This is a genomic window from Nocardioides coralli (genome assembly GCF_019880385.1).
GTDB lineage: Bacteria > Actinomycetota > Actinomycetes > Propionibacteriales > Nocardioidaceae > Nocardioides > Nocardioides coralli.
Window position 1 is genome coordinate 2,105,920 of the sequence record NZ_CP082273.1, and the last position, 16,165, is coordinate 2,122,084.

General features: G+C 69.3%; 11 protein-coding genes. 4 read left to right on the forward strand and 7 right to left on the reverse strand.

Annotated features, from left to right (window positions below):
* Positions 1 to 23: 23 nt before the first annotated feature.
* The 4 genes from rpsA to K6T13_RS10315 all read right to left on the reverse strand — a co-directional run bounded on the left by rpsA (position 24) and on the right by K6T13_RS10315 (position 5,364).
* Entirely contained in the window at positions 24 to 1,505 is a 1,482-nt protein-coding gene (gene rpsA, locus K6T13_RS10300; protein ID WP_222894492.1) for a 30S ribosomal protein S1, read from the reverse strand.
* A gap of 210 nt (positions 1,506 to 1,715) precedes the next feature.
* Entirely contained in the window at positions 1,716 to 2,468 is a 753-nt protein-coding gene (locus K6T13_RS10305; protein WP_222894493.1) for a potassium channel family protein, read from the reverse strand.
* A gap of 9 nt (positions 2,469 to 2,477) precedes the next feature.
* The gene (locus K6T13_RS10310) at positions 2,478 to 3,362 is read right to left on the reverse strand and encodes a phosphotransferase family protein (RefSeq protein ID WP_222894494.1); all 885 of its coding nucleotides are present in this window, start codon (positions 3,360 to 3,362) and stop codon (positions 2,478 to 2,480) included.
* A gap of 58 nt (positions 3,363 to 3,420) precedes the next feature.
* Positions 3,421 to 5,364, reverse strand: coding sequence for a zinc metalloprotease (locus K6T13_RS10315; protein ID WP_222894495.1), 1,944 nt, complete (start codon positions 5,362 to 5,364; stop codon positions 3,421 to 3,423).
* A gap of 144 nt (positions 5,365 to 5,508) precedes the next feature.
* Between K6T13_RS10315 and K6T13_RS10320 the strand changes: the two genes are divergently transcribed.
* Together K6T13_RS10320 and K6T13_RS10325 are read left to right on the forward strand one after the other, a co-directional pair.
* Positions 5,509 to 6,327, forward strand: a complete 819-nt coding sequence (locus K6T13_RS10320) for a class I SAM-dependent methyltransferase (RefSeq protein WP_249423725.1) — start codon at positions 5,509 to 5,511, stop codon at positions 6,325 to 6,327.
* A gap of 104 nt (positions 6,328 to 6,431) precedes the next feature.
* Complete coding sequence (locus tag K6T13_RS10325; protein ID WP_283247918.1) at positions 6,432 to 7,127, forward strand: DUF6281 family protein; 696 nt, start codon at positions 6,432 to 6,434, stop codon at positions 7,125 to 7,127.
* A 30-nt stretch (positions 7,128 to 7,157) separates the two neighbouring features.
* Here the strand turns inward: K6T13_RS10325 and pgfA are convergent, their stop codons facing one another.
* Positions 7,158 to 8,111, reverse strand: a complete 954-nt coding sequence (gene pgfA, locus K6T13_RS10330; protein WP_222894498.1) for a cell envelope lipid trafficking protein PgfA — start codon at positions 8,109 to 8,111, stop codon at positions 7,158 to 7,160.
* A 185-nt stretch (positions 8,112 to 8,296) separates the two neighbouring features.
* Between pgfA and K6T13_RS10335 the strand changes: the two genes are divergently transcribed.
* Positions 8,297 to 10,057 (forward strand): hypothetical protein, encoded by a 1,761-nt coding sequence (locus K6T13_RS10335; RefSeq protein WP_222894499.1) that lies wholly within the window; start codon positions 8,297 to 8,299, stop codon positions 10,055 to 10,057.
* Positions 10,054 to 11,253 (forward strand): acyltransferase family protein, encoded by a 1,200-nt coding sequence (locus K6T13_RS10340; protein WP_222894500.1) that lies wholly within the window; start codon positions 10,054 to 10,056, stop codon positions 11,251 to 11,253. The genes K6T13_RS10335 and K6T13_RS10340 overlap by 4 nt, the downstream gene beginning before the upstream one ends.
* On the opposite strand, the gene K6T13_RS10345 is transcribed toward K6T13_RS10340, so the two are convergent.
* Both K6T13_RS10345 and K6T13_RS10350 read right to left on the reverse strand, forming a co-directional pair.
* Entirely contained in the window at positions 11,154 to 15,332 is a 4,179-nt protein-coding gene (locus tag K6T13_RS10345; protein ID WP_222894501.1) for an alpha-(1->3)-arabinofuranosyltransferase domain-containing protein, read from the reverse strand. The genes K6T13_RS10340 and K6T13_RS10345 overlap by 100 nt on opposite strands.
* Positions 15,333 to 15,379: 47 nt before the next feature.
* The gene (locus K6T13_RS10350; RefSeq protein ID WP_222894502.1) at positions 15,380 to 16,132 is read right to left on the reverse strand and encodes a class I SAM-dependent methyltransferase; all 753 of its coding nucleotides are present in this window, start codon (positions 16,130 to 16,132) and stop codon (positions 15,380 to 15,382) included.
* Between the last annotated feature and the right edge of the window lie 33 nt (positions 16,133 to 16,165).

Below are 16,165 nucleotides of genomic sequence, written 5' to 3' on the forward strand. Positions count from 1 at the left end.
CGTCGTGCGGAGGACCGGTGGCGTCAGTTGCCGCCGGTCAGCTTCTCGCGGAGCGCCTGCAGCGCCTCGTCGGACGCCAGCGAACCGCCGGTGTCGCCGCCGCCCTGCGCGGACTGCTCCTCGTCACCACCGGAGCTGTAGGACGTCGCCTCGCCGGCCTCGACCTCGGCCTGCTGCGCGTCGGCCTGCTGCTTGACGTGGGCCTCCCAGCGGGCGTGCGCCTTGGCGTACTGCTCCTCCCAGGTGGCGCGCTGCTCGTCGTAGCCCTCGAGCCACTCGCCGGTCTCCGGGTCGAAGCCCTCGGGGTAGATGTAGTTGCCCTGCTCGTCGTAGGACGCCGTCATGCCGTAGAGGGTCGGGTCGAACTCCTCGACGTCGGAGGCGGTCGCGGTCTCGTTCGCCTGCTTCAGCGAGAGCGAGATGCGGCGACGCTCGAGGTCGATGTCGATGATCTTGACCATGACGTCGTCGTTGACCTGGACGACCTGCTCCGGGATCTCGACGTGGCGCTCGGCCAGCTCCGAGATGTGGACCAGGCCCTCGATGCCCTCCTCGACCCGCACGAACGAGCCGAACGGCACCAGCTTGGTGACCTTGCCCGGCACGATCTGGCCGATCTGGTGGGTGCGGGCGAAGTGCTGCCAGGGGTCCTCCTGCGTCGCCTTGAGCGACAGCGAGACCCGCTCGCGGTCCATGTCGACGTCGAGCACCTCGACGGTGACCTCGTCACCGACGGTGACCACCTCGGAGGGGTGGTCGATGTGCTTCCAGGACAGCTCGGAGACGTGGACCAGGCCGTCGACACCACCGAGGTCGACGAACGCACCGAAGTTGACGATCGAGGAGACGACACCCTTGCGGATCTGACCGCGCTGGAGCTGGGTGAGGAAACCGTGGCGCACCTCGGACTGGGTCTGCTCCAGCCACGCGCGCCGCGACAGGACCACGTTGTTGCGGTTCTTGTCGAGCTCGATGATCTTCGCCTCGAGGGTCTGACCGACGTAGGGCTGCAGGTCGCGGACGCGACGCATCTCCACCAGCGAGGCGGGCAGGAAGCCGCGCAGGCCGATGTCGAGGATCAGGCCGCCCTTGACGACCTCGATGACGGTGCCCTCGACGACGCCGTCCTCCTCCTTGACCTGCTCGATCGTGCCCCAGGCGCGCTCGTACTGGGCGCGCTTCTTGGACAGGATCAGGCGGCCTTCCTTGTCCTCCTTCTGGAGGACGAGGGCCTCGACCTGGTCACCGACCTCGACGACCTCGTTGGGGTCGACGTCGTGCTTGATCGAGAGCTCGCGGCTCGGGATCACGCCCTCGGTCTTGTAGCCGATGTCGAGCAGGACCTCGTCCCGGTCGACCTTGACGATGGTGCCATCCACGATGTCACCGTCGTTGAAGTACTTGATGGTCTCGTCGATCGCGGCGAGGAAGTCCTCCGCCGAGCCGATGTCGTTGACCGCCACCTGGGGCGCGTCGGTCTCGGGAAGGTAGGTGCTGCTCGTCATAAGGGAAGTGATTCCTTGGTGGTCAGATGTCGTCGGGCACGCCTGAGGGTCCGTTTCACTACCGGTGGTGATGGCGGCGGACCGGGCTCGGCCGGCCGCCACCGTGATAGCGAGCCGTGATCCACTCCGGCGGGACCGGGCAGACCTACTGGCGCAGTGCACAAGGGTACGCCGGGGCCGCTCACCGCGTCCAACCGGCGCGGCACCGCCTCAGCCGGCCGGTCCGGCCGGCTCCCCGCCGGCCCGCAGCCGGGCGACCTCCTCGCGCAGGGCCGCCACCTGCGCGGTCAGGTCGGCGAGGTCGGCCCGGGTGGCTGCTTCGGCCTCCTCGTCGCTGTCGGTCACGCGCTGGATGAACGCCGAGGCGACGGTGGCGGTGACGACGCCGAGCAGCGCGATCCCGGCCAGCATCAGCCCGGCCGCGACCAGCCTGCCGGTCGTCGTGACCGGGAACTCGTCGCCGTACCCCACCGTGGTCATGGTGGTCATCGCCCACCACACGGCGTCCCCGAAGTCGTCGATGGTCGCCCCGGGCCGACCCCGCTCCGCCTGGAGGACCAGCAGCGAGGCGACGAACAGCAGCAGGGACGTCGCGACCAGCACGTAGTAGGCCACCCGCCCCTGCAGGGCGTCCCCCGCGCGCCGGTTGAGGACGCCCAGCAGGGCGAGCAGCCGCAGCAGCGCCAGCGGACGGAGGAAGGGCAGCACCACGATCAGGAGGTCGAACGGCGTGCTCTTCACGAAGCCCCAGCGGTCGCGGCTCAGCCACACCCGCACGGCGTAGTCGGCCGCGAACACCACCCAGGTCAGCCACGCCACCGCCCAGCACGCGGTGCGGATCGCCGGGTCGAGCCCGGGGTCGAGGATGGGCCACGCGAAGACGGCGACGAAGACCAGCGCCGCCCCCATCAGCCACCACTCGCTGCGCCGCTCCCAGGCCTCGCGCCTGCTCTCGCTCTCCATGGCGACAGGCTAGGCCGCGGCCGAGATGTCGCCCGTCCGGGCGATCGCCTGCAGCTGTGCGAAGGCGCGGTCGGCGACAGGGTTCTGACCGCGACGGGAGGCGAGCTCGACGAGGGCGATCAGGTCGGAGGCCCGCGCCAGGTCGAGCAGCGTCGCCGGGTCACCGCCCAGGCGGTCGGTCCACGCGGCCAGGACGGCGTCGACGTAGGGCGGCTCGCGGTCGAAGCGGAGCACGTTGCCGAGGTCGTGCGCGGGGTGACCGGCGTGCGCGAACTCCCAGTCGAGCACGCCGGTCACCTCGAGCGTGCCGGGGTCGAGCAGCAGGTTCTTGGGGTTGAGGTCGCTGTGGACCAGACACCGCCTCGTCACGGTGTCGAGCAGCGCCTGCGCGTCCAGGGCCAGCGCCTCGAGCCGGGCGGCGTCGGCAGGGTCCAGCTGGAGCTGAGCCTGCTTCGCCGCGACGTACGCCGGCAGGTCCTCGGCCTCTGGGAACGGCTCGACCGTCAGGTCGCCGTCGACGAAGCGCCCGGCGCGCAGCATGGGCATCCCGCCGAGCACGGCGGCCACTCCCCCGACGGCGGTCCCGGCGCGGGCCAGACCGGCGGCGTCGAGCGACGGCAGCAGCTGGTCGCCACGCACACCCGGGAGATACGACGTCACGAGCAGCCCGGGCGCACCGGTGGCCGGGTCGGGCCGACGCACCTCCAGCACCTCGGGGACCGGCAGCAACCCGCGCACCAGCCGCAGCACCGCGGCGTCGATCTCGCCGGCAGCCGCCCCGCGATCACCCGGGGCGGCGTAGATCCGGACCACGCACCGCTCCCCCGCGACCTCGCCGAGGAAGGTCTCCCCCGACCAGCCGCCGGCCAGCGGCGTCAGCGAGCTCAGGTCCACGGGCGGTGATCCTGACACGGACCACCGCCCTCTGTCCCGCCTGCCGGGGCGGGACCGGTCAGGGAAGCAGCCGCGGGTCGTTCGGCTCCAGCGTGTCGACCGTGGCGCCTTCGACCTCGTCGGCCGGCGGCAGGGGCGCCCTGCGCGCACCACGGAGCGCCCGTCGGATCGACCGCTCGACGTCGACGCCCGCGTCCCGGGCACCCTTGACCGCCCACGTGTAGGCCCGACCCGCCAGCGCCCACGCCTGCGGGTAGCGGTGGCGGGCGAAGGCCCGCTCGGCCGCTCCGACCAGGCGGTCGGCGCGCCGGAGCTCGGCGTAGGACCGCTGGGGCCTCGGCCCCGCCAACGCCTCACCCGCGAGCCGGTTGGTCGCCTCGATGTAGGCCGCGGCCTGGAAGCGCGCCATGTTGTCCTGGTCGAACTGGGAGAAGTCCCAGTTGAGGTCGATGTAGCTCATGATCGAGTTCACCGACGTGCCGAGCCAGGCGAAGTAGAAGTCACCGGAGGGCCCGAAGTCCATGCCGCTCTCGGAGTCGTACCCGTCGTGCGGGTGCGACAGACCTGTGTGGTGCCCGACCTCGTGGATCTGGGTCGTGGTCAGGCCGTACCCCGCGTCCACGATGAAGGGGTTGATGAAGTTGAAGACGAAGCTCTGGGTGCCGTCGCTCCAGTTGTCGTCGGCGAAGCCGAGCGGCGTGGGGTCGTCGGTGCTGACCGCGTAGTTGAAGATCGGCAGCTCGTAGTCGACCCGGTCGCCGTCGTCCTTGGTGCGCGCGAGGTCGTCCTCGTTCTGCAGGTAGAGGTTCGCGTCGGGCGGCAGGCCGCTGGACGGCTCGCACGACCGCCCCTGCAGCCACCACTCGTAGCACCGGCGGGCGCGGCCGGTCAGGGGGAAGTCCTGGTTGTCGTAGCTGATGGCCTTGGCCCCGAGCAGCACCTCGGAGATCTCGCTCTGCAGGAGGCGCGGCTTGATGTAGCGCCGGCTGGCGTCCACGCCTGCCCACCCCTCGTAGGTGTTGCTGTCGAGGTTGACCGACGTCGGCGGCTCGTCAGTCGGCAGCTCGACGGGGTAGATCGGGGAGCTGGTCACCAACAGGTCGAGGAAGACGTAGCGCACCAGCTTGGCCAGGTCGCCCGTCAGCGCCCGGGGTGAGCGGTAGCCGCCGGGCGCGTACTCCCAGGCCGGCGGGATGCGGTAGTCGGGCACCGAGTCGCCGTCGAGGTCGGCGTTCTCGACGTCGTAGCTGCCGGCGAAGGCCTCCGGCCCGGCGGAGAGGTCGTGGAACCAGACCCGCCGGGTGCGGCCCAGGCCGCTCTCCTCGTCAGCAGCGGTCGTGCCACCCCAGGCCGTCAGCTTGCGGCTGTCGCGCTCCTTGCCGAAGTTGTAGCCGGTGTCGGGCTCGGGCTCGTCGGTCTTGGTGTAGACGTGGAACTGGAAGTCCGACCGGTCGAACCAGTCGACGAGGTAGATCGTGGGCTGCCGGGTGTCGACGCCGGAAGGTGGGTTGAACGCCAGCCACTTCTCGGTCTTGGTCGCGTCGATCCAGGCGTTGCTCGTCACGTCGAGCGTGCCGGCCTGGTCGTTGTAGGCCTGCTGGAACTGGGTGAGCGGCTTCTTCTTCGCGATCTTCCTGAGGTAGCGGAACAGCCGGTCCTCGTAGCGGTCGTCGGCGAACGTCAGCTGGTAGTCGTAGGCGTAGTCGATACCCAGCTCCTCGACCTCGCCGTACCAGAGACGGGAGCGCACGACGGGTGACGCGCTGGAGGGAAGAGCGGCACGGAACGCCGAGGCGTTCACCTCACTGGGCTCGTGACCCACGAAGACGACGTTGACCGGGACCTTCTCGTCGAGGTCTGGTTGTCCGCCGGGATCGAGGTGTCGGAAGCGCGGTTCGGACCGCTGCTTCTCCGGTGCACCCGTGGCAGATCCGGGCAGTGCCAGCAGCGCGGCGACCAGGCAGGTCACGATCAGCGCCAGAGCGTGCGGACGACGAGTCATAAGGGGCCCCCTCCCTCATTCGCCGACGAGCGCCGGCGGTCAGAGCAGGATTGTGGCGACCGTCGGCCCTGTCAAGGGATGGGTCGGGATCTCCCCCAGGTCGGTCGTGGTGGCGCACGGGCGCCGGCAGCGTATGGTCCCGGTGTGGAGCAGGTGTGGCCGCACCCCGCGGTTCGGGTGGAGCGGAGACCGGTCGACGAGCGCGAGTCGCGTCACGCCAACGGTCCGGACTGGGACCGTTACGCCGACGAGTACCAGGCCACGCACGGGGGTTTCCTGGGCGACGTGGGCTTCGTGTGGGGTCCCGAGGGGCTCACCGAGGAGCAGGCCGGCGCGCTGGGTGACGTGGCCGGCAAGGACGTGCTCGAGGTCGGCTCGGGCGCCGGCCAGTGCTCGCGCTGGGTGAGCTCGCGCGGAGGCCGGCCCGTCGGCCTCGACCTCTCCCACCGCCAGCTGCAGCACTCCCTGCGCATCGACGAGCAGTCGGGGATCACCGTCCCCGTGGTCCGGGGCACCGCCACCCACCTGCCGTTCGCCGACGCGAGCTTCGACGTCGTCTTCTGCTCCTTCGGTGCGCTGCAGTTCGTCAGCGACATCGAGCGCGCGGTCGCCGAGACCGCCCGCGTGCTGCGCCCCGGTGGCCGCTACGCCTTCTCGATCACCCACCCGACCCGGTGGATGTTCCCGGACGACCCCTCCGAGGCCGGGCTCACGGCCAGCCAGTCCTACTGGGACCGGACGCCCTACGTCGAGGTCGACGAAGCCAGCGGGGAGGTCTCCTACGTCGAGCACCACCGGACCCTGGGCGACTGGGTGGCACTGCTGGCCGGCGCCGGGTTCCGCCTCACCCGGATGCTCGAGCCGGAGTGGCCCGAGGACCACGACCGCGTCTGGGGCGGCTGGTCACGCACCCGCGGCCTGCTGACCCCCGGCACCGCGATCTTCGTCGCCGACCTGGGCTGACAGCTCCCGTGGTGGAACCGCGTCGCGGGCGCAGCCGTCCCACCCCCGTGAGGAACAGCCGGAGCCGCCGCGCCGTCGGAGGCGCGTGCTGGGCACTGCTCCTGGTGACCGGCGCCTGCGCCGCCCAGTCCCCGCCCACCGCCGAGGCTCCGCCCGGATCAGGGGACACACCTGGCACCGAGGCGCCCGGACCGAGCGCCGGCGGAGGTGCTGCCGGCGCGTGCGCGGCGGTGATCGAGTACGACGGGCACACCTACTGGGGCCAGGCACAACTCATGCGGCGGCCCGAGGTCTCCGGACGCACCGTGACGGTGGTGCGACCGGGCTGTGAGGACTCCGGCGGGCAGGGCGAGGTCGAGCAGGACACCGAGGTCGAGGCCCGGGAGCTGGCGGACGTCGGACCCGAGACCGCCGTCCTGGTCGGCGACTCCCTGTTCGTCAGGGAGGGCCGCGACTTGCCCGAGCAGCTCGACGACTGGTTCCGGTCACCGCCCTGCACGTCACCGGGTCGCTTCGAGCTGACCGCCCAATGGCTCGGCATCACGAGCCCGAACGAGCCTCGGTTCGACGGCGACGTACAGGCCCCGTACCGCCTCGAGGTCCGGGTCACGGACGGCCCCACGCGCTACGTCGACGCGACGATCACGATCAGGGCCACCACCGGGACCCATCCCGCGCTGCAGCCCGGCGACGTCGAGTCCTCGCTGTGGGAGGGCGGTTTCGTCATCGCCACGGTGAGGTGCGACGGCGAGGACTTCGTGGCGACCGGGATCGTCGCCCACCCGCCAGACAACCCGTGAGCGTCTGTGAGCCCCGCCCGCTCGCTGGAGTCAGCGTGTCGGGACGGTCGGGTTCTTGACCTTCTCGGCCTCGTGCGCCCGCGCCTGACGCCTGCGCCCGCTGAGCAGGAGCAGCACGAGGCCCACCAGCACCAGCGGGATCCCCACGGCGTAGCCGATGGTCGGGACCGTCGAGGTGAGGAGGTTCAGACCGTCGCGACTGTCCTCGGCGTCGGCGACGTTGGCGGCGACCTGGTCGTCGGTGAAGGCGATGTCCAGGTCGAGCAGGACGGTCCCGTCCTCGAGGGCACGCACCTCGCTCTGCTCCTGGCGGATGATGCTGCCGGTCACCGGCTCGATCCAGTAGGTCTTCAGCTGCGAGTAGAGCCCGAAAGTGCCTTCGAGCACCTCGGCCGACTCGTCGATCAGCTCGTACTGGTAGCGGTAGACCGGCAGCCCCTCGAGCTCTTCCTCACCCTCGAACGTGGCGGTCACGGCCTCGCCCAGGAGTCCGTCCCAGACCTCGTAGTCCTGCTGCTGCGCGTCGAAGGGCCACTTGTTGACCAGCCCCTCGGTGTCCGGTGCCCCCTCCGGGACGTACTCGGGATCCTGGACGGCCTCGGCCGTGCGGCGGTCGGTGGCGAACACGACCGGCTCGGACACGTTGATGACGTTGGGGTCGGCGTCGTCGCCGGTCCCGCGCTGGCCGCAGTCGGGGGTGCCGGGGACGTCGACGACGAGGCAGGTGTTGCTCACGAACACGACCACGTCGTCGTCGGACGCCTCGCTGTCGCTCCTCGTGAAGCTGGTGGCCCGTACGTCGAGCAGGTCCAGCCCACCGTTCTCGGTGTCGATCCGCGCAGCCGTGCCGTCGAGGCGGGTGACCGAGTCGACGTCGAGCGGTGTGCGCTTCAGCTGGTCCTCGGCCCAGACATCGGCGATCAGCCCCGCCACCAGCACGAACACGCCGAGGCCGACAGCGACCCAGCCAACGATCTTCCGCACGTGATTCCCTCCCAGACATCCGTTGCGGTGTAGCGAAGTGAGCCTAGCAGCGTAGTTACTGGGAGGTACGAAAGACCGCGGCCAGCGGACGTGCGGTCCCGGGCTGCGCGCAAGTGCGTGACATAGTGCCGCCCGTGGCGGCAGGGACATGGGTGGGTCGCGGGCGGGAGACGCTCGGTCACCCCGTGATCCAGGTCGGGCTCGCGCTCTGGGCTCTGCAGTTGGCGCTCCGCGCGTGGATGGTCTACCCGAGCTACTTCTTCACTGACGACTACCGACTCCTCCTTGATGCCGAGTCAAGCCGCTTCGGGCTCGCCTACCTACTGGATCCCTTCGACAGCCAGTTCATGCCGCTGGGCAGGCTGATGGCGTGGCTCGTTTCTCGCAGCGGCGAGTTGGCCTGGGGAGTCGCCGCCACGATGACCCTCGTGTGGACCGCACTGTCCGGTCTGGCGTGCCTGCTCATGCTCGCGACACTCTTCGGCCGACGGTGGGCCATTCTCGCGCCCTACGCGATCTACCTGTCGAGCGTCATCACGATCCCGGCCACGATGTGGTGGGCGGCTGCGATCAACCAGATCCCCACGCAGGTGGCGCTCTTCGTGGCCATCACCTGCTGGGTCCAGTACCTCCGCACAAGCCGCGTGGGATGGGCGGCTGGCACGTTCGGCGCCGTCTTCCTCGGCCTGTTGTCCTATGTCAAAGCGCTGCTCATCGTGCCAGTACTGGCGTTCATCCCGCTCGCCTACTTCACGACCGGCACGTTCTCCGAGCGGGTGCGTTGGCTGCTGCGGAATCACTGGCGGGTCATCGCGCCATCCACAGCGATCGTCGCCGCCTACTCGCTGTTCTACGTCTCGACGGTGCCACAGCCCTTCACGGGGACCGAGTCGACCAAGGTCACACAGGTGGCGGACTCGATGCTCGGTACATCTCTGCCCACGGCGTTACTGGGCGGGCCCTGGAGGTGGTGGGACACCACCCCCCCGATCGTCATCGCGCAACCGCCCGCGTGGCTGGTCCACGCCGCTTGGGCCGTGCTGGCGCTCTTGATCGCCTACTCCGTGCTCAGGCGCCGGAACGCGTGGACTGGATGGCTACTCCTGACGCTCTACAGCATGACGGCGTTCGCGCTGCTCGCCACCAGTCGGGGCCAGGAGTACGGGGCGTTCGCCGGGCTCGACTATCGCTACCTCACAGACGTGGCCGGCGTGGTGGCGCTCGTGACCGGCCTGGTGTTCCTGCCGTTACGACGGGCACCCCTGTCCTCACGACCGCGCTGGCCCACGGCTCTGCGGGTAACCGTGCCCCCCCGCGCCGTGGTCGTGGTCGTGGGCGCGATCGTGACGTCTGGCATCGTCTCCGGGGTGGGCTACGTGCACTACTGGCACCACGAGAACGCCGGCGCGACATTCGTTCCGAGAATGGTCCAGGGACTGCGGGCCGCAGGCGACGTCGACCTGGCGAACCAGGAGCTCCCCGGTACGGTAATGCCGCCCTACACCTCTCCGATGAACCAGACTCAGGAGTTCACGCGACTCCTGGACGCCGACGTCGATTTTCCCGACGTAACGACCAGACTGCGCATGTTCGCACCCGACGGCGAACTGGTCGACGCCATCGTGACCTCCGATCTGGCCAGCCTCCCCGGGCCTCGGGGGGACTGCGGCTGGTTGGTGCGAACGCGGCCCGTGCGGATCCCCCTGACCGGGGAGACCTTCGACTGGTCCTGGTGGGTGCGGGTGGGATACTTGAGTTCCGACGACACAGCCCTCCGCGTGAGCCTGGGCGATCTCACGAGAGAGGTGCCCGTGACCTCTGGCTTGGGTAGCGTCTTCCTCCGGGTCGAGGGCACTTTCGACTCCGTCGTCGTTCAGTCAGCCGCGGAGGAGGCGACCGTGTGCATCGACCGCATCGACGTCGGACAGGCCGCTCCCCTGTCATGAGCGGTATCGCACCGGCTGTCGGGAACGTTGCCTTACGGGAGGAGCCGGTACTCGACACGGTGCGTGTACTGGGAGCCCTCGCAGTCCTCACCACTCATGTCGCATTCTGGGCCGGCGCCTACCCGGAGTACCCTCTGCTTGCACGACTAGACGTCGGAGTCGCCATCTTCTTCGTCCTCTCGGGTTTTCTCCTGAGCCGGCCCTGGTTCGAAGCCGCTACAAGCGGCCGGCAGCGCCCTCCGATCGGGCGGTACCTGCAACGCCGGTTCCTGCGCGTCTTTCCGGCCTACGCAGTAACGGCCGTGCTTGCTCTGGCCTTCATCCGCGACAACGCTGACCTGGGTGCTACTGACTGGTTGACGACTCTGCTGCTCCTTGACATCTATGTCAGCGGGGGGCCCCCGGCGGGCCTCACCCAGATGTGGAGTCTGGCGACAGAGGTCGCGTTTTACCTGGCTTTGCCGATGCTGATGCTGCTGACGATCGGAAAGGGCGCCCTCAGGAGTCGCCGTGCACTCTCGGCTCTCGCCGCGTACGCACTGCTAGCTCCTGCTTGGGTCATCCTTGCCCCCCGCCTCCCCCTGCCAGCGGACCTCCCGCTGTATGAATGGTTGCCGGCACTTCTGATCTGGTTCGCGGCCGGCATGTATCTCGCTCTGGCTCAGACCCGGTCGACCGCTGGCGACCACCCCTCCGCGGCCTCGCCGTCACGAGTACGGCTCATCCTCGCCTCGCCAGGCGTCAGCTGGACCCTGGTGCTCGCGATCATGCTGGTTGCCTCAACCCCGGTGGCAGGCCCGACCATGCTCGCCGCCCCGACACCAGCGGAAATCGTGACCAAGGTCCTTCTGTACAGCGCCGTCGGATTTCTCGTGGTCGGCTCGGGCATCTTCCCCGACCGCGACTCACGCTACGTGCGCCTGATGTCCCTGCCCAGGCTGCGACACCTCGGTCACATCTCCTACGGCATCTTCCTGATCCACCTCCCCGTACTCCACCTGGTGGTCTGGATCTCCGGGTACGAACTCTTCACCGGCGCCTTCTGGGCGCTGTGGTGTTCGACTATCGCCCTCTCCGTGGTGGGTGCCGAGCTCCTCTACCGCCTGGTCGAGCGTCCGGCCATGGGGCTGCGATCGTCGCCGACTCCTCGCACGAGTGTCGATGCCAAGCCGGACAGCGCCACGATGACCAGGTAGTGGGGCCACGACAAGGACCCTGCCCACCCGGCCGAGGACCCCCACGGACGTACCGCGTATATCGCGACGGCCAACCCGCTGGCTCCGGCCACGACGTAGGCCACCAGTTCAGCCCGGCCGCGTCTGGCGGCCAATCGGGCGACAGCGAAGACGACGGAGGCTATGAGGGCACCCGCCCAGCCGGCCAGCACGGCGCCCACGCCCCACGCGATCACGATGACCGTGGTCGCGGGCAGGCCTCTCCCTGCGTCGGCCGGAGTGCTGCCGAGGGCTCCATCCGCGGCTCGTGTCGGCGGCCCCGAGAGGCTCCTCAGGCGGCGACGGATCGGTGCTACGCAGAGCGAGACCGCCAGAAGGACGAGTGCGGACAACCCGAGCATCAGCGCCCATCGGTACGTCCGCCCCGGGGCGTACCTGACTGTCACGACCTCATCGCTCGACAGCCGCCAGGCCTGCTGCCAGCCGTCGACGACCAGGGGCTCCAGCGCGGCGCCGCCTTGCGTGGCACGCCACCCGTCATTGTGGTTCTGACGCATGACGATGATGCCGGAGCTCCGGCTCGGCGTGATCGAGAAGTCGGAGCGCCCACGGGATCTCCACTTAACTCCGGACACGGCATCTGCAGCTGGTGCCTGACCCAGTGCCGCGTCCGGTCGCCGGAGACGCAGCTCGTCCACGACAACAGGCCCGTCGCTGAGGGCCACGACCGTCTGGCCACCGGCGACGAGGTCAACTTCCTCGCGGCTTCTGACCTGCCTGCCGTCCTCCATCGAGGTGCACCAGCGCAGGTCGACGCGGTCGAGGTCGTAGAGCTGCCGGGGGCTCGCACGGACGGCTGTTCCCCGGACGGAGTCCCCGATCTGTACGTCGGGGCCGGTCCCGCAGGCCCACGTCCGCTGCTGGTCGGACAGATCGACAGGTTCGAACGGAACTCCGTTGATGCGCAGCTCGCTGATGCCCACCGGCAACTCGCTGACGAAGCCGTCGCGACCTGCGCTGCCAGCAGCTTCCGCATCCAGCACGCGCAGGACCAAGCTGTCGGTCTCGACGTCGCCCAGATCGGCACGACCTCCGGAGTCGAGCTGCAGCTGCTGCGACCCATCATCATGGAGCAACTCGACCGTGACTGGACGGCGGACGGGCGCCGCCTCCTCAACGACCACCTCGATGCTCGAGAGCGAGCGAGTTCCCAGCCAGTTGATACGGAGCTCCGGGCTGAGATCGTCGAGTCGTGCAGTCCAACTGGTCCCGATGTCACCGTCGATGGCGGCCAGGCCGGAGCTGCGAGGGTCTTCGACGGCATGGCTCGATTCGGAGACATTGATCGGCTGGCCCTGCTGCAGCAAACTGGACAGTTCAGGTCCGAACACCGGGCGACCTGTCGCCTCAGCGACATAGGAGGCGGCCCGCGGAACGTGGATCCATCGGTCAAGCCCCTTCGGTTCCTCGTGACCAAAGTCCTCGCCCTCTCGGCAAGGGGTCCGCAGCCCGACGACAACGCACCCGGTGCGGTGGTCGAGCAAGGTGCGAAGCAAGATGGCGTCTGGCGCAGGCCACGTGTCTGGCATCTGCGGGGTCACCAGCTGGCGGCGCACCTCCCCGGCACCCCACGACACCTCGGCCAGCGCCAACATCGCGGGGCTGCCGCTGGCGATTTCAATGCGGATGCTCGAAGTTGCACCTGCAGGGACCTGGAGCACTCGCGTGCTTCCAGGCGCAGCCTCCACAGTGTCGCTGCCCCCCTTGTCAGTCACCGCCCGGATCTGCACGCGATCCCGCGCCGACGGACCCACGGTGACCTCGACTGCGTCGACGAATCGCGGCGACGCTAACTGAACTCGCCACCATGGTGTCCCGGCTTCACCATCCCGGGACACCCACTCGGTGCCGAACAGGCCGTCGATGGCGGCGTAGGGTGAGGAGGCTGCTCGAGCTCCCCCAGGAGTCACTGCATCAGAGATCGAGCTCGAAGCGTGAACAGTCTCGGCACCAAGAAGACGCGCCCTGGACTGCCACCTGCCAGCCGCCGGCGGGAGGTAATCGAGCGTCGGGTTCTTTGAGCGGCGTGGCTCGCCGGCCAAGAGTGGGTGCGACTGCGAGTCGTGTACCCGTCCGAAGAAGCGCTCCCTGCGGATGAACCCGTCCGTGAGCATGTAGGAGGCCGGCGGTGTCCCCTCCGCATCGACGCCGAGCACCGCCGGCGTATCGCCGAGCAGACCGGCGCCCCGCAGGTCATGCAGGTCCTCGGGTCCTCCAACGACGACCGGCGGCTCCCCCGCCTCCACGACCGCTATTGTGCCGTCGATGCCATAGACCTCGATGGCTGGGCGCTCCTCACGCCACCCCCACCCGCTGACGATGCGGCGATCATCGTCCGTGACCACCGCGGCGCCACCGAGGTCAGGGCCGAACGAGGCGACGCGACGTACGCCTGGCGATCCCTCGATTGCCTGATGGACCAGGACCGGCTCCGGGACGTCACTGTCGACGACCAGGTCGTTTCGCACCACGAGGTAGGCGACCCCAGCACGGCGCAGTGTCCCGGCTAAAGCCTCGGAGGGTTCCCCTTCAGACAACAGTCCCTCCACAGCGTCCAACCAGCGGATGTTCCCCGGCGGCGCGAGCGGGATGGCGTTGCGAACTGCCCACGGGCTCTCTGCCAGGTACTGAAGGGGCTCGTCACGTGGAGCGCCCCAGAGGTAGTCGGCAAACCCCGAGCCCGGGGCGAGGAGGGCGGTCTCTCCGGGAGCGCTGTTCTGTCCGAGCCACTCCGCGGCATCGCTCCAGTAGTCCGGTGTCTCGATGACGGCAGCAGCGGGTGCCAACCGGCCCGTGATCGCTGGCGCGGCCGCGCCAGCAATTGCTACCAAAGAGAGAAACACCAGACCGGTTCGTGCCCACGTTCGCGGATGTGGCGAGAGTCGAGTCGGTGACTCTCGGGCGGCGGGCCAGTGGGCCCTCTCGAGAACGAGTGCCAGGCCCACGACCATGGGCAGACGGACGACGGGATCGAACTTGTGGAGATTGCGGAGCGGTGCCAGCGCTCCGTCGAGCCAGGTATGGACGGACCCCGCGAGGACGCCTTCGACCGCTCCCGTGTGGCCCGCCGTTACGAGCACCAGCCCCAGCACCAGCGTGACCACGAGAAAGACGCGCAGGCGGTAGGGCGCCACAACGATCCCGACCAGTCCGAGGCTGAGGACGACGGCGGAGTTCAGGGCCAGGTAGCCCTGCGTCACGGTCAGGTGACCGCCAACCCAGGATGAGTCGATGTACGGCACCCATGCCGACGTGCCGCGCAGTGCATCGGTGAGAGTCGTCGGGAAGGTCGTGATGGAGGCGGACTCAATGAAGGCTAGGAACGGGGGACTGTAGGTGCCCAGCAGCAGCAGCGGCACTAGCCACCAGCCCGTGGCTAAAAGTGTGGCGAGAGACCATCCAAAAAGCAGGACGTTTCGGCGTCGGCTCACGGGTCTCGTCAACAACCATGCTGCCCCCACTGGGATGACCGCGAAGGTGGCCACCGCGTTGACACCGCCGACCATGCCCACCGCCAACCCTGCTAGCCCTGCAGCACGCCACGGATGAACACGTGTCAGTCCGAGCACCAGCGGAAGCAAGACCCATGGGGCCACAGCACTGGGCCAGGCTTCGATCGAGATCGGACCCAGCGTGCTCAGGAGGCGAGGCGAGGTGGCGTACGCGAAAGCTGCAGCCAGGCACGCGAAGTCCGACCGCACGCCGAGCGCCCGGCAAACCAGCGCAGCGCCCAAAAACGCCGTGACGAGCACGAGGCTCATCCAGAGGCGCTGAACGACCCACCCGTCCAGACCGACGACCTCCCCCAACAAGAAGAAGGGGCCCATGGGCCAGAGGTAGCCGTACGCCTGATTCTGAAGCTGCCCGAACGCTGCGTCGGGGTCCCACATGTCCAAGGCGCGCATCAGGAAGCTGCCCGGCGCCTCCACCAAGTCGAACTTCGTGTCGGCGATGAGATATCCGGGCGACTGAAGGAAGGCGATGCCGACAAGGAGCGCGCAGCCGGCCAGCAATCGGCTGCGCCACCTGAGTTGGGCCACACGCCGATCCGTTCTCGACTGGACCCCCGCCGCGGACTCGGCGGCCTTCAGGTCCGTCGCAGCACCAGCACCAGGTTCCACGTCACCACCTCGCGCAGGAGCGGCACGCGGAGCAGCCAGTGCGACCACCAGGGGTTGTAGCGCGGGAGCACGGCGACGACGTCCCCCAGCCGTTGGCCTCGCGCCCAGCCGAGTCCCTCGGCCACGGTCACGCCGAACATCGTCTCGCCGTAGCGGTTCTTGGGCTCGTGGCCGTGACGGCGGACGTACTGGCGGCGTGCGCGACGTCCCCCGAGGTAGTGCCACGGCGCGGTCTCGTGCCCGCCCCAGGGGCCGAACCAGACGGTGTAGCTCAGGTAGACCAGGCCTCCCGGCCGCGTCACCCGCACCATCTCCTCCGCCATCCGCCAGGGGTCGGGGACGTGCTCGAGCACGTTGGAGGAGTAGCAGACGTCGACGGACGCGTCGCGGAAGGGCAGCTGCATGCCGGAGCCGATGACCGTCCCGGGTGGGATGTCGCCGGCGCCGCTGAGCTCCCCCACGTCGGCATCGAGCGCGACGTAGTCGGCTCCAGCGGCCCGGAAGGCGTCGCGGAAGTAGCCGGGTCCCCCACCGACGTCGAGCAGCCGCGCGCCGTCGAGGTCGGTCCAGGCGGCCAGCTGGGCGACGGAGTCGTCCGCGACGGCGCGGTAGAAGCGCTCGGGGTCGGTCTGCTCGTGGCGGAACTCGCGCAGCAGCCGGATCGACCGGCGCAGCGTCGCCGTACGGCGGCCACCGGCAGGACGACCGCGGACGAGCACGGCCTCGACCCTACTCGACGGTTACCGGCGCCG

What these genes read in the sequence shown, in the direction of transcription:
- rpsA (WP_222894492.1), bottom strand. Translation starts at nt 1,505, where the DNA reads ATGACGAGCAGCACCTACCTTCCCGAGACCGACGCGCCCCAGGTGGCG.
- K6T13_RS10340 (WP_222894500.1), top strand. Translation starts at nt 10,054, where the DNA reads ATGAGCGGTATCGCACCGGCTGTCGGGAACGTTGCCTTACGGGAGGAG.
- K6T13_RS10305 (WP_222894493.1), bottom strand. Translation starts at nt 2,468, where the DNA reads ATGGAGAGCGAGAGCAGGCGCGAGGCCTGGGAGCGGCGCAGCGAGTGG.
- K6T13_RS10315 (WP_222894495.1), bottom strand. Translation starts at nt 5,364, where the DNA reads ATGACTCGTCGTCCGCACGCTCTGGCGCTGATCGTGACCTGCCTGGTC.